The organism is Bradyrhizobium sp. AS23.2 (assembly GCF_001908185.1).
Taxonomy (GTDB): domain Bacteria; phylum Pseudomonadota; class Alphaproteobacteria; order Rhizobiales; family Xanthobacteraceae; genus Bradyrhizobium.
Map to the genome: position 1 here is coordinate 1 of NZ_LGHM01000258.1, position 12,766 is coordinate 12,766.

General features: G+C 64.3%; 12 protein-coding genes. 9 read left to right on the forward strand and 3 right to left on the reverse strand.

Features of this window, described 5'->3' with window-relative positions; all coding sequences use genetic code 11:
- On the reverse strand, positions 1–399 hold a 399-nt coding region (locus AC630_RS39900; RefSeq protein ID WP_143198686.1), incomplete at its 3' end, for a winged helix-turn-helix domain-containing protein.
- A gap of 327 nt (positions 400–726) precedes the next feature.
- Between AC630_RS39900 and AC630_RS39905 the strand changes: the two genes are divergently transcribed.
- The 7 genes from AC630_RS39905 (at position 727) to msrA (ending at position 6,237) form a co-directional block, all read left to right on the forward strand.
- On the forward strand, positions 727–1,395 hold the full coding sequence (locus tag AC630_RS39905; protein ID WP_074123823.1) for a sensor histidine kinase: 669 nt from the start codon (positions 727–729) through the stop codon (positions 1,393–1,395).
- A 126-nt stretch (positions 1,396–1,521) separates the two neighbouring features.
- Positions 1,522–2,211, forward strand: a complete 690-nt coding sequence (locus tag AC630_RS39910; RefSeq protein WP_074123824.1) for a VOC family protein — start codon at positions 1,522–1,524, stop codon at positions 2,209–2,211.
- Positions 2,212–2,462: 251 nt separating this feature from the next.
- Positions 2,463–3,776, forward strand: a complete 1,314-nt coding sequence (locus AC630_RS39915) for an epoxide hydrolase family protein (protein ID WP_074123825.1) — start codon at positions 2,463–2,465, stop codon at positions 3,774–3,776.
- Between the two features lie 62 nt (positions 3,777–3,838).
- Positions 3,839–4,687, forward strand: a complete 849-nt coding sequence (locus tag AC630_RS39920) for an enoyl-CoA hydratase/isomerase family protein (RefSeq protein WP_074123826.1) — start codon at positions 3,839–3,841, stop codon at positions 4,685–4,687.
- Between the two features lie 110 nt (positions 4,688–4,797).
- Positions 4,798–5,220 carry an OsmC family protein gene (locus tag AC630_RS39925; protein ID WP_074123827.1) on the forward strand — a complete coding sequence of 141 codons (423 nt, stop codon included), beginning with the start codon at positions 4,798–4,800 and terminating at the stop codon, positions 5,218–5,220.
- Positions 5,221–5,249: 29 nt separating this feature from the next.
- Entirely contained in the window at positions 5,250–5,684 is a 435-nt protein-coding gene (locus AC630_RS39930; RefSeq protein WP_074123828.1) for a cupin domain-containing protein, read from the forward strand.
- A 37-nt stretch (positions 5,685–5,721) separates the two neighbouring features.
- Positions 5,722–6,237 (forward strand): peptide-methionine (S)-S-oxide reductase MsrA, encoded by a 516-nt coding sequence (gene msrA, locus AC630_RS39935; protein WP_074123832.1) that lies wholly within the window; start codon positions 5,722–5,724, stop codon positions 6,235–6,237.
- Between the two features lie 30 nt (positions 6,238–6,267).
- On the opposite strand, the gene AC630_RS39940 is transcribed toward msrA, so the two are convergent.
- Complete coding sequence (locus tag AC630_RS39940; RefSeq protein ID WP_074123829.1) at positions 6,268–9,108, reverse strand: ATP-binding protein; 2,841 nt, start codon at positions 9,106–9,108, stop codon at positions 6,268–6,270.
- A 297-nt stretch (positions 9,109–9,405) separates the two neighbouring features.
- Here AC630_RS39940 and AC630_RS39945 point away from each other — a divergent pair, with 297 nt between their 5' ends.
- Entirely contained in the window at positions 9,406–10,395 is a 990-nt protein-coding gene (locus AC630_RS39945; protein WP_074123830.1) for a Bug family tripartite tricarboxylate transporter substrate binding protein, read from the forward strand.
- 6 nt (positions 10,396–10,401) lie between these two features.
- Here AC630_RS39945 and AC630_RS39950 read toward each other — a convergent pair whose 3' ends face one another.
- Positions 10,402–11,562: an MFS transporter gene (locus tag AC630_RS39950; RefSeq protein WP_074123831.1), complete on the reverse strand. Its 1,161-nt coding sequence runs from the start codon at positions 11,560–11,562 to the stop codon at positions 10,402–10,404.
- Between the two features lie 318 nt (positions 11,563–11,880).
- Between AC630_RS39950 and AC630_RS39955 the strand changes: the two genes are divergently transcribed.
- Positions 11,881–12,240 carry an SPW repeat protein gene (locus tag AC630_RS39955; protein ID WP_074123833.1) on the forward strand — a complete coding sequence of 120 codons (360 nt, stop codon included), beginning with the start codon at positions 11,881–11,883 and terminating at the stop codon, positions 12,238–12,240.
- Positions 12,241–12,766: the final 526 nt, after the last annotated feature.

Sequence of the window (12,766 nt, forward strand, 5' to 3'; positions counted from 1 at the left end):
CGCAAGCGGCGAGGGGAGGGAATGGGGCGCCGAGACGGGCGGGCCCGCCCGCGTCTCCGACGCTTCGGCCCGAAGCAGCGGCGCCGCGAAGCAATAACCACGCCCGGGCACGTTGACGACGTAGCGGGAGCCTTCTCCGTTATCGCCCAAGGCCTTGCGCAGCGTCGTGATGTGGAAGCGCAGGCTGCCTTCGTCCACAGTCACGTTGACCCAGACGCGCTTGATCAACTCTCGCTTGTCTACGACCTCACCAGCGCGCTCGGCGAGAAAAATCAGGATGTCGAGCGCGCGCCCGCCGAGGTGAAGCGGGGCGCCGTCCTTCTCGAGCAGGCGCGACTTGGCGAATAGCCGGAATGGCCCGAAGGAAATGGCCGAATCCTGGTCGTTAGCGTCCGGCACGCGCTCGTGATTCCAGTGAAAGGGTTCCGTCTGCACTCTGATCTACCAGAATGAGGTCATCAGTAAACTGACCGAAAGTGTCGAAATCGCGCGGCAATCTGTCGGCCTCAGGTGGAATATCCGTCACAAATTTTGCTTAAACGCGAGCGGTTTACAGAGCGATCGAGACAATCCGTCAGCGTGCTTGACCGTCGAGACGACAGTCCAACCGGCTAGTTTGCGGCACCGCCGATCATAACAAAATCTTGCAACGTCTAACGAGCAAAACACGCACGACGCATCCACTATAGCCTTCGAGTTAGGTCCTATTGCAATGGGGAGGCTATCATGTCCGGCATCGGCTCCAGGCCGAACGACAATTTCGTTCGATCTCAATATGTCGCCAGTCTTGACGATCAGTCGCGTGATTGGGAACTCGTGCTGCGGGAGTCGCATCATCGGATGAAGAACACGCTGACGCTGCTGGGTGCGTCAGTCCGTCGCGACTTCACACGGGCCGGCACCAAGGATGTGTCGGTCGCGGTGGACCGGTTCGAGCGGCGCATCGTCGCCTTTGGCAGGCTCTATCAACTCCTGTCCGACAACGACGATGTGTCCAACGTCTCCGTCGAGGCCTTCTTCGAAAGCCTGTGCGAAGCGCTCTCCGAGGCGGTGCTGGAGCCGGCGGGTATCCGCTGCGAAGCTGCAATCGAGAGCGGCACGCTGCCCGCGTCGCAATGTCATCGGCTGGCGCTGATGCTGACCGAGCTGGTCACGAATGCGGCAAAACATGCCTTCCCGAACAAGAACGGTGCGCTGATCCGCGTCGCCGTCGCCAATCGTGACGGCGCCTGGTTCTGTACGGTGGCCGACAACGGCATCGGTGCCACCGGTCCGCTTCAGGGCACCGGCAGCCGCATTCTCGAAGGGCTCGCGCGCAGCATCCATGCGCGGCTGCATGGCGAGGCGGGGCAGGGCGGCACGCGGGTGACCATCATGATGCCGGCTGCCGCTTGAAGATCTGCCCGCAATCACTAACGAGCCCTAACATCTCATAACGAGCAATATTCCCCGGTCTGGGCGAAGGTGGTTGGCAAAAGGCGGGCTCGGCATCGAGCCCGCGCCTCAAATAGGGAGTTCGACATGGCCTCTATCGAGATCGACCGCGACGCCGCGGCCAAGTCTTCGAAATCGCGTAGCGTTGACCTGAAGCTCGAGGTCGTCGTCATCCCTGTATCGGATGTCGACCGCGCCAAGGCGTTCTACGCGCGCCTCGGCTGGCGACTGGATGCCGATTTCGCCTCAGGCGATGGATGGCGCGTGATCCAGTTCACGCCACCGGGCTCGGCCTGTTCGGTGATCTTCGGCAAGAACGTCACGGCGGCCGCGCCGGGTTCGGCGCGCGGCCTGTACCTGATCGTCTCCGATCTGGAGGCGGCTCGACAGGATCTGCTCGGCCGCGGCATCGAGGTGAGCGAACCGTTCCATGGTGCCGGCGACGTTCACGCCGGGCCCGACGAGCCGTATCTGTTCGGCAGTATTCGGGTCAGCGGTGTTGACCCGAAGCGCGGAAGCTACAGCTCGTTCGCCTCGTTCAGCGATCCCGACGGCAATGGCTGGCTGTTCCAGGAGGTCACCGCGCGACTGCCCGGACGCATCGATGGCGACGGCACGACGTTCGCCTCGCGCACCGAACTGGCTGCGGCGCTGCGCCGCGCGGCGGCGGCGCATGGTGAGCACGAGAAGCGTACCGGCGGGCACGACGAGAATTGGATGGATTGGTACGCCGACTACATTGTCCGCGAGCAGGCCGGCCAGCTGCTGCCGCCTTGAGGTGCAGCATTCTTGGAAGACGCATGCGCGCGATGACTCAACTCATCGCGCGCCGTTTCGTTCTTGTATCGCGCGTATCGTCGTCCGTCCGGTCTCACTCTTGCATCGCGCGGACTTGCAACGGCTAACGCAGTCTAACAATCCATAACGAGAAAATTTCCGGTGCCTGCGCCAATCTCTTTGCATGAACGAGCCGACGCCTTGATTTCGAATTCGATGGGCGTCGCCGACCAGAGCAAGGGAGATCAAACATGACCACGCGAGAACGGACCGACGTCCTCAACCCAGACCGCCGTCAATTGTTGAGCCAGGCCGCGATGACCGCGGTTGCCGCCAGTGTCTCGAGCCTACTGCCGCTGCATCCGGCAAAGGCCGCAGCGAGCAGCGCGATCCGTCCGTTCCAAGTCAGCGTGCCCGAACAAGATCTGCTCGATCTACGCCGCCGCCTGGCCGCGACGCGATGGCCGGATCGCGAAATCGTCGCGGACCAATCGCAGGGCGTGCAGCTGACGACGATCCAGCAGCTCGTGCGCTACTGGCAGAGCGACTACGACTGGCGCAAGATGGAGGCGCGGCTGAACGCCTTGCCGCAATTCGTCACCGAGATCGACGGCGTCGACATCCATTTCATCCACGTCCGTTCGCGGCACGAAAATGCGTTGCCGATGATCGTCACTCATGGCTGGCCCGGTTCGATCATCGAGCAGATGAAGATCGTCGGCCCTCTCACCGATCCGACCGCACACGGCGCGAAGGCGACGGACGCCTTCGATCTGGTGATCCCCTCGCTGCCCGGCCACGGCTTCTCCGGTAAGCCAACAACCCTCGGTTGGGATCCTCAGCGCATCGCGCGCGCCTGGATCGTGCTGATGAAGCGGCTCGGCTACAGCCGCTACGTGGCGCAGGGCGGCGACTGGGGCAATGCCGTCACCGAGCAGATGGCGGTGATCGCGCCGCCGGAGCTGCTCGGCATTCACACCAACATGCCCGCCACCGTTCCCGATGACATCGCCAAGGCGCTTCAGCCCGGCGGATCGCGGCCGTCAAATCTCTCGGCCGACGAACGCTACGCCTATGACCAGCTCGACGATTTCTACAAGCACGGTCTCGGCTATGCGATCGAGATGTCGAACCGGCCGCAGACGCTGTATGGACTCGTGGATTCGCCCGCTGGCCTTGCGTCCTGGATGCTCGATCACGATGCGCGTAGCGCCGCGATGATCGCGCGTGTCTTCGACGGCAAGACGGAAGGGCTGTCGCGGGACGATGTGATCGACAACATCACGCTCTATTGGCTCACCAACACCGCGGTTTCGTCGGCGCGGCTCTACTGGGAGAACAAGCTGGTGTTCTTCGAGCCCAAGCACGTGAAGATCCCGGTCGCCGTCAGCATCTTCCCGGACGAGATCTATGCCGCACCGCGCAGCTGGGCCGAGAAGGCCTATCCCAAGCTGATGCACTACAATCGCCTCGACAAGGGGGGCCACTTCGCGGCCTGGGAACAGCCGGCGCTGTTCTGCGCGGAAATGCGCACCGCATTCCGTCAGCTGCGCCAGTCGATCTGAAACAGCAGGGACGCGCGCCCCCCGCGTGTCCCTGTTCTCCTGCAGACATGAGGAATCAAATCATGAACCGCCCCGAACGCACTTTCACGACCGAAGACATCCGCCTGGAGCGCCGCCTGCCATCTTATTGGCGTGTCACCTTCGACATGCCGCCGGTCAACATCTTCGGTCCCAGGCAGCTTCCGCAGCTCAACGACATCGTCACGAAGATCGAGACCGATCCGGAAGTGAAGGTCGTTGTGTTCGACAGCGCCGTCGAAGGCTTTTTCATCACGCATTACGACTTTCTCTCGCCACTGGAGGACTCCCTGAGCATTCCGCCCGGGCCAACCGGACTCCAGGCGCTTCCTGACATGCTGGTGCGCCTCAGCCGCGCGCCCGTTGTTTCGATTGCCTCGATCCGCGGCAGGGCGACCGGGGTCGGCAGCGAGCTCGCGCTCGCAAGCGACATACGCTTTGCCAGTCGTGAGAAGGCCGTTCTGTCGCAATGGGAGGTCGGCGCGGGCCTCGTGCCCGGCGGCGGGCCGATGGCGCGGTTGCCGCGCCTGGTGGGCCGTGGCCGCGCGCTTGAAGTCCTGCTCAGTGCAGACGACATCCACGGCGATCTTGCCGAGCGTTACGGTTATGTGAACCGGTCGCTGCCGGATGCCGAGCTCGACGGCTTCGTCGAGGCGCTCGCAATGCGCATCGCGTCCTTCGACAAGGATGCCATCGCCGAGACCAAGCGCCTCGTCGATGTCGCGAGCCTGCCGCCGGATGTCGAGATCAAGCCGGAGTGGGATGCATTCCTGGCCGCTCTCGGCCGCCCAGCAAGCCAGAACCGCATCAAGGCGCTGATGGCGCGAGGTTTCCATCGCGCCGGCGACGTCGAGAACCGGCTGGGCTTCCACGTCGGACAAATCGGCAGCTAACGGAACCGCTGCGGCACTCGACCGGTTGGAGTGGCGGCAGGCGGCGACGCCGAAGCCGCAGTGTTCCGGTGCGGAGCGCCGGTGTCGAAAACAAAACAAGGAGAGATGAGATGATCCGCAAGGCGAGAGCAGTATGGAAGGGTACGGGGCGCGATGGCACTGGCCATCTGTCGAGCGAATCCGGCGTGCTCGCCGAGACGCCCTATTCGTTCAAGACCCGTTTCGAGAACGAGAAGGGCACCAATCCCGAGGAGTTGATCGCGGCGGCCCATGCCGGCTGCTTCACCATGGCGCTGGCCTTCGGCCTGCAGCTCGCCGGCTTCACGCCTGACGAGCTCTCGACCGAAGCCGCTGTCACGCTCGAGCCCGAAGGTAAGGGGTTCAAGATCAGCAAGTCGGCGCTCACCCTTCGCGCCAAGGTGCCGAAGCTCGACGACGCCGGCTTTGCCCGCATCGCCGGCGAGGCCGAGAAGAACTGTCCGGTGTCGAAGGTTCTCAACGCCGCCATCACGCTCGACGCCAAATTGACCTAGCCGAACAAAGGAACAAGAGGAGACGCGCCATGCCTCGCCAACATCAGCCGGATGAAGACAGGTTCCGGGCGATCCTGCCCGAGGACATCGCGTGGCAGCCGTTCCCGGCATTCCCGCCGGGAGCGCGGCTGGCCGTGATGGTCGGCCATCCCAGCGAACCTGGACCCTACGTGGTTCGGGTGACGGTGCCCGGCGGCACGAAGCTGATGCCGCACAGGCATCCGGAGGACCGCATCTACACGGTCATGTCGGGCGTGTTCTACATCGGGCTCGGCGAGAGTTTTGATGGCGACAAGGTCAAGGCCTATCCGCCGGGCAGCGTCATTGTCCTGCCCGGCGAGACCTGGCATTTTCACTGGGCGAAGTCCGGCGAATACGTCACGCAGGTCTCCGCCATCGGCCCGCTCGGCCTCGAATATCACGACGACCATGATGACCCGCGCCTGCATGCAGATGCAGGGTAGAGCACTGGGCATCGCGACTGAACGAATGGAGCATCAAATGACGACAGAGCGCGCTGTTTTGGCCGGAGGCTGTTTCTGGGGCATGCAGGATCTCATCCGCAAGCAACCGGGCGTGATCTCGACTCGTGTCGGCTATACCGGTGGGCAGGTGAAGAACGCGACCTACCGCAACCACGAAGGACACGCCGAGGCGATCGAGATCATCTTCGATCCCGCGAAGACGAGCTTCCGGACCATGCTGGAGTTCTTCTTCCAGATCCACGATCCCACCACGCTCAATCGCCAGGGCAATGATCGGGGCACGAGCTACCGCTCGGCGATCTTCTATACCAGCGATCAGCAGAAGCGGATTGCCGAAGACACCATCGCCGACGTCGAGGCGTCGGGCCTGTGGCCCGGCAAGGTGGTGACAGAGGTCTCGCCCGCTGGCGAGTTCTGGGAAGCCGAGCCGGAGCATCAGGATTATCTCGAGCGTTATCCCGACGGTTACACCTGCCACTTCATCCGTCCCGACTGGAAGCTGCCGCGCCGCGCGGCTGCTTCGGGAGGATAGACCGCGTCGTCGCGCGGTCAGCGCGCGCCGTCAGGTCCGCAATTGCGCAATCAGCTCGCGCGCGATGCGCATGTCGGCGATCTCCAAGCCTTCTGTGAACGCCCCGGAGATATTTTCCAGTACCGCCAGAGCTTTCGCACTCTGGCCAGCCCCGATCATGAACCGCGCGAGGCTGGTCGCGCAGCGCAGCTCCCAGAAGCGCGCGCCCTGCTGGACGGCGATGTCCATGGCCTCGCGGAAGTGCGCCTCGGCGTCCCCTGAATGTCGTGCGCTTCTCAGCATCAATTCTCCCTTGATGCGGATCAGCTCCGGCAGATACCAGAGCTCCTGCCGGTCGTTGCAGCGGGTCAGGACGTCCTCGATCACGTCGAGGCCACGATCGACCTGATCGGCCTCCAGGAAGCATGCGGCGAGCTCGCCGAGCAGGGGAAGAAAGCGCGGCAGGAAGCGGGCATCGCCGGCGCGATGGAGCTCTTCGCGCAGCAGCGGTAGGCCGGTCGCGACGTCGCCGCGCCTTGCGATGACCGCTGCGTTGAAGGCTCGCGCCCACAGGCCCCACAGCCGGATTGCATGACGCTCGGTGTGTTCGAGCAGCTCGGTGCCGTGGCGCTCCGCAGCTTCGAAATCGCCGGCCCAGAAAGTGATAGGGCAGGCGGCTTGTCCCAGCACGCTGCAGAAGGTCAGCGCGTGGCCGTTGGCGCGGCCTTCCTCGATATTTCTTGCGGCAAGCGTCTGGGCCTGATCGGCCAGGCCCTGCAGCCACAGGATGCGGGCCCGGAAATATTGCGTCGATATCCTGAGATCGAGCGGGAAGATCTTCGGCTTCTCCGCAAGCTCAGGCAGCGATGCGTTCACCCGGTCGATGCGCAGCCGGGCATCGTTCTGGTCCCCGAGATAGTGCAGCGCGACGGCCATCAGCCGGTCGCCCAGCATGAGATCGGTCTTGTCGGACGAGTTCGCTGCGACGTTCGCAAAACGATCGGCGAGCGTGCGGGCATTGCCGAACTGTCCGTTGTTGAACTGGTCGATGCACAAGCCCCAGAGCGCGCGCAGGCGGAAATCCTTGTCGTCGAGCCTGTCAGCCAGTTTCAGGGTCGTCTCGAGGATCGGGCGCGCCTCGCGCGCGCGGCCCTCGCCATACATCAGCGACCAGCCGAGTGCCGACAGGAGTTGCATGCGAACGCGGTCATCGCCGCCGGTGTCGCCGAGCGCGGCGAGGGCCGTTTTGGCGCGCTCGCGGCATTCGGCGAACAGGGAAAGGCGAACCCACAGCGTGACCGCGGCCGCCGTCAGCGCGATCCCCAGCACGGCGTCACCGTCGGGCGCAAAGGCCCAGTCCAGGGCCGCGCGCGCATTGTCCAGCTCCGCGCCGTAGATGCTCAGCCATTCCGGTAGCGGCGTCGATGTGTCGGCCTCCGCGCGCTCGAAGAAGTCGCGAAAATGCTCCGCATGACGCCGGGCGAACTGCTTGGTTTCGCCGAGCTCGTTGAGCTTTGCATGTGCGTAGGTGCGCGTGGTGTCGAGCAAGCGATAGCGCAGCGTCCGCGAGCCGGACGGCGAGATCAGCGATTTGGTCACCAGGCTGTCGATCGCTTCGAGCGTTTCCGACGCGCTGAGGCCGTCGCCGGCTGCGACCGCGGCGGCCGCCTCCGGTGCGAAGGGGCCGGCGAACACCGACAGCCGACGCAGGGTGGCGCTCTCCGCCGGAGGCAGGAGGTCGTAGCTCCAGTCGAGCGCCGCAGCGAGCGTCTGATGCCGCGGTACGGCCGTGCGCCGTCCGCGCCATTGCAGCGAAAAGCGGCTGTCGAGCAGCGATGCCGTGCCGGCAATGCCGTACGCGTTGACACGACCCGCCGCGAGCTCGATGGCAAGTGCAATGCCGTCGAGACGCCGGCAAATGCTGGCGACGAGCGGCGCCTCTTCCGCACTGAGCTGGAACGGACCCGAGCTCTGCGCAATGCGCTCGACGAAGAGTTGGACCGCGGGGTAAGCGAGGACCTCGGCGACATCAAGGCCCTCGCGCTCGGGCGGACAATCCAGTGGGAAGAGCCGGAAGATCCGCTCGCCCTCACTCCGGAACGACTCGCGGCTGGTTGCGAGGACGCGAAGCTGCGGCACCTCGCGAACGAGGCGCTCGACGAGCGGCGCCAACGTATCCAGCACGTGCTCGCAACTGTCGATGATCAGGAGCGTCGGGCCTGTCCTTAGGAACGTCAGCAGGCCTGGCGTCGGATCCTCCGAGCTGATGGCCAGTCCGAGCACGGAGGCGATGGTGGTTGCAATATGGCTTGCGTCCCTCAGCGGACCGAAGTCGACGAAGAAAACGCGTCCTCCGAAATCCTGGGAACGGCGATGTCCGACGGTGATGGCGACGGCAGTCTTGCCGATACCGCCCGGGCCGACGACCGTCATGAAACGATGGAGCAGAAGTCCGTTCGATATCTTTTCGACGATCTCCTCCCGTCCGATCATCTTCGAGAGTGGTGCGGGGAGGGAGCGGGGCGGTGCGATTTCAGCCGAGGTTGGCGCGGCCGGCGAGGTCGCCTGTGCGAACGAGGCGACAAAGCAATAGCCGCGGCCGGGCACATTGACGACATAGCGGGCCGACTTGCCGGTGTCGCCCAGCGCCTTGCGCAGCGCCGCGACGTGGAAGCGCAGGCTGCCCTCGTCGACATTGACGTCGGCCCAGATGCGCTTGACCAGCTCTCTCTTGCCGACGACTTCACCGGGGCGTTCGGCAAGGAAGATGAGAATATCGAGCGCGCGGCCGCCGACATGAAGCGGCGAGCCCTCTTTCTCCAAGAGCCGGGACTTCGGAAACAGCCGAAATGGCCCAAATGAAATGGCCGAGTCTTCGCTACGATCAGGCACGCGCCATTGCCCCCGCGACGGGAGTCAAAAGGTATTTCGTTCTGGTCTATCAGAACGAGGCGTCCAGTAAACAGGCCGAAAGCATTGGGCATGGCTGGCAGCCCTGCGCAGGCGGCTTGGGTCGGCCGTGCCCGCCAAATAGTGCTTGAAAAGCAATTGTTTAGGCCGTCAGCCGATCGCGGTGACGCTTGGGTGGCGCCTTGATGGGTCATTGACGGCGGTGGTGGATTACTGCGATTGGATGGTTCGGGAGCCGGTCCCGCCTCGACAGTGACTACCGACTTCCGGAATTCGAACATGCCTTCGTTCTCGCGGCGACAGTTCGTCCATGCGTTATCAGGCGCAGCGGCGCTGGCCGCAATTCCGCGCAGCGGACAAACTGCCGATTATCCGTCTCGTCCCATTCGACTGGTGATTCCGTACGGCGCCGGCGGAGCGGGCGACCAGATTGGCCGCCCCTGGGTGGAAAAGATGTCATCGCTGCTCGGGTCGACTTTCGTCGAGCATATCGGCGGTGCTGGCGGCGCGATCGGGACTGCGGTGGTCGCGCGCGAGGAGCCCAACGGCTATTCGCTGCTGCTCGGAAACGGCAGCACGCAGGTCATCATTCCGCTGACGTCGCCAAATCCCGGCTATTCCATTGGCGATTTCCGCGCCATCTACCGCCTGATCAACAGCGCGCTGGTTTTCGCCATCCATCCGTCGGTGCCTGCCGCAAACCTGCGCGAGTTGATCGCCTACGCGAAGGCCAATCCGGGAAAGCTGTCCTATGGGACGCCTGGCATCGCCACCGGAAATCATCTGGTCGGCGAGTCGTTCAAGCAGCAGGCCGGCGCGCTGGATATCGTCCACGTGCCGTATCGGGGCATCGCGCAGGCGAGCAACGACCTCGTCAGCGGCCAGATATTGCTCGTCATTGCCGTCATGTCCGCTCAACTGCAGCAACTGAGTCGGGCCGGGAAGATCAGGCTGCTGGCGGTCACCACCGAAAGGCGGCTAAGCGGCGCCCCGGACATCCCGACGGCCGTCGAGTCCGGCATGCCGGACCTCAAATATGAGGGCTGGTTCGGTCTGTTCGCACCCAGGCATACCGATGATGCGATCATCGATCGGATCGCGCAGGCGACGCGGCTGGCCATGGCCGATGAAGCGCTTCAGGCAAGCTACCGCTCGCAGGGCATGGAGCCGGACAGCGATTCGAGCCCGGACAAATTCCAGCGCATTGTCGAGACGACATCGGCAAGCCTGGCGCCCGTGATCAGATCGATCGGGCTGAGCAATTTGTGAGGCCGCTCAGGCCTCGACGCGCGATGTCTGGCGCTGCTCCGCCGTGACACTGCGTGCCGAAAGCATGACCAGGCCCATCAGTGCGGCCAGGAGCCAGAACGCCGTTGGCAATCCGCCAATACGGGCGACGAAGCCGACACCGGCGGGACCGATGAGGATGCCGGCGTAGCCAGCGGTCGTGATCGCCGCGACCGCGAGCCCCGTGGGCATCGCGGTCTGCCTGGCCGCCCCGCGGAACAGCACCGGCACGAGGTTCGATGCGCCGAGGCCGATGAGAAGGAATCCGACCATGGCGATTGCCGCAGCAGGAGCGGTGAGCAGGACCGCGAAGCCTGCGATTGCAAGCAGGCTGCCCCAGAACAATGTCGTGCGATCCCCGATGCGTGCAACGACGGCGTCGCCACCGAGCCGCCCGGCGGTCATCGCGATCGAGAACACGATATAGCCGGTCCCGCCTTGCGCCTCGGAGACGAGGCCCGCGCCGATGACGAGCAATGCGCCCCAATCGAGCATTGCGCCTTCGACGAGGAAGGTGATGGCGCCGAGCAGCGCCAGCAGGAGAACGGAGCCATGCGGCAGCACGAAGAGCGGTCCCTCCTGCACCTGCGCCGAACGGAGCAGGCGCGGCCAGGTCACCAGCATCGCGATCAGCATCAGGACCGAGCAGATCAGCGTACAGGCGAGCGTGCCGAGTTGCAGCGAAAGCAGCGCGGTCATCAGCGCGGATCCGGCGAAGCCGCCGATACTGAACAGCGCGTGGAATCCTGACATCAGCGGACGTCCTGCGGCGCGCTCCACCTCGACCGCATGGATGTTCATGGCGACGTCGATGGAGCCGAGCGCGGCACCGAAGGCGAAGAGCGCCAGCGCCAGCGTTGCGGGCGAACTCGCGATCGCCAGCAGAGGCAGGACCAGCGCAAGACCAAGGCCGCCCGCGATGATGATCGGCTTGCTGCCGTAGCGCGCGCTCATCACACCGGTCAGAAGCATCGCGACGACCGAGCCGATGCCGAGGCTGAGCAGGAGCAGTCCGAGGACGCCATCATCGACAGCGAGCCGCGCCTTCGCGAACGGCACCAGCGGCGCCCAGCACGCGATGCCGAAGCCCGCGACGAGGAAGGCGAGTCGCGTCGCAAGGCGTGTCGCCGGCCGGTCGGCAGAAAGCATGAGAACTCCGGGGGAAGAGGGGGCGGGGAGGACGACAAGCCCCAGGAATGCCGCGCCTTTATGTCCGTGGCGTGCCAATTGTCGCAGGCAGCACTCGAAAGCTGCAAGCGGACGCGTAGGCCTTTTGGCTTGTTGTCGAGCAGCGGCAGCGATCCGTCATGCGCCGCCCCCGGGTGGCGCGCGACGGCTGGCGGGTGCCTCGCGACCGTAAAACCTCGCGGGATTGTCTCTTGCAATTATGCCGCGGGGCCGCGATGGAACCGGCGCGGCGATCCTACGGTTGATTAGCGTGTGAAAAGCCTTCCAATGGAGGGTGTCATGGAGAATTGGACGAACGCAAAATTGTGCGACGTCGCAAACCTGATCCTTGGCGTGCTTCTGTTCCTTTCGCCCTGGATGTTCGGCTTCGCCGCCGGAACGGTCTCCACCAACGCTCATATCACCGGTATCGCCATCGCGATCCTTGCCATCGCGGCGCTCGCTGCATTCGCGGTGTGGGAGGAGTGGCTGAACCTCATTGTCGGTTTGTGGGCGTTGGTTTCGCCCTGGGTGTTGGGCTTCCAGGGAACCACTGCTATGACGGTGCATGTGATCATCGGCGCGGTGGTCGCGATCCTGGCCGCGATCGAGCTCTGGATGATGTCCCAGATCCCGCCGCGACTGACCACCGGCCGCTGAGAGGCTGAGGTCGTTTCAGGTTCCTGTCCGGCGCGACAAAGCGCGGCGCGGGGAGGCGTTGGCCGACGTTGCCACAAGCGTAGCTTCGGCCGCGTAGGTCCTCGCCGCCGCCGTGCGGGCGGCCAGCGCGCAAGAATCAGCAGGCTTGGGTTCGTGCTGCCGTCGAAGGATGGCGGCCCTCCGCATCGGCCGTCCGGGTCCGGGAGGCGCGACGCCGCCTATCGAGGATATTTGCCACCCCGCAAATCGCGTTTGATTTGTGTACTAACTTGCACACAAAGGCGTTGGGCGATGAGGCGAGTACGGAAGCCGTAATCTTCATGGTTGGAACGAGGGAGGCCGACACGAGGTTAGATAGACTGCATACTATAGCGGTTGCTGACCGCCGCGTTGCATCGGAGGCGGCGCATGAAAGTCATCGTTGATGAAACCGGCGAGATCATTGCCATAGCAACGGATGATTACACTCTAATCGGCGGCCACCATCGCCTCGCGGTGGCGGGCAGCATCATGGGTAAGAGACTGT

What these genes read in the sequence shown, in the direction of transcription:
- AC630_RS39910 (WP_074123824.1), top strand. Translation starts at nt 1,522, where the DNA reads ATGGCCTCTATCGAGATCGACCGCGACGCCGCGGCCAAGTCTTCGAAA.
- AC630_RS39925 (WP_074123827.1), top strand. Translation starts at nt 4,798, where the DNA reads ATGATCCGCAAGGCGAGAGCAGTATGGAAGGGTACGGGGCGCGATGGC.
- AC630_RS39950 (WP_074123831.1), bottom strand. Translation starts at nt 11,562, where the DNA reads ATGCTTTCTGCCGACCGGCCGGCGACACGCCTTGCGACGCGACTCGCC.
- AC630_RS39915 (WP_074123825.1), top strand. Translation starts at nt 2,463, where the DNA reads ATGACCACGCGAGAACGGACCGACGTCCTCAACCCAGACCGCCGTCAA.
- msrA (WP_074123832.1), top strand. Translation starts at nt 5,722, where the DNA reads ATGACGACAGAGCGCGCTGTTTTGGCCGGAGGCTGTTTCTGGGGCATG.
- AC630_RS39945 (WP_074123830.1), top strand. Translation starts at nt 9,406, where the DNA reads ATGCCTTCGTTCTCGCGGCGACAGTTCGTCCATGCGTTATCAGGCGCA.
- AC630_RS39920 (WP_074123826.1), top strand. Translation starts at nt 3,839, where the DNA reads ATGAACCGCCCCGAACGCACTTTCACGACCGAAGACATCCGCCTGGAG.
- AC630_RS39930 (WP_074123828.1), top strand. Translation starts at nt 5,250, where the DNA reads ATGCCTCGCCAACATCAGCCGGATGAAGACAGGTTCCGGGCGATCCTG.
- AC630_RS39905 (WP_074123823.1), top strand. Translation starts at nt 727, where the DNA reads ATGTCCGGCATCGGCTCCAGGCCGAACGACAATTTCGTTCGATCTCAA.
- AC630_RS39955 (WP_074123833.1), top strand. Translation starts at nt 11,881, where the DNA reads ATGGAGAATTGGACGAACGCAAAATTGTGCGACGTCGCAAACCTGATC.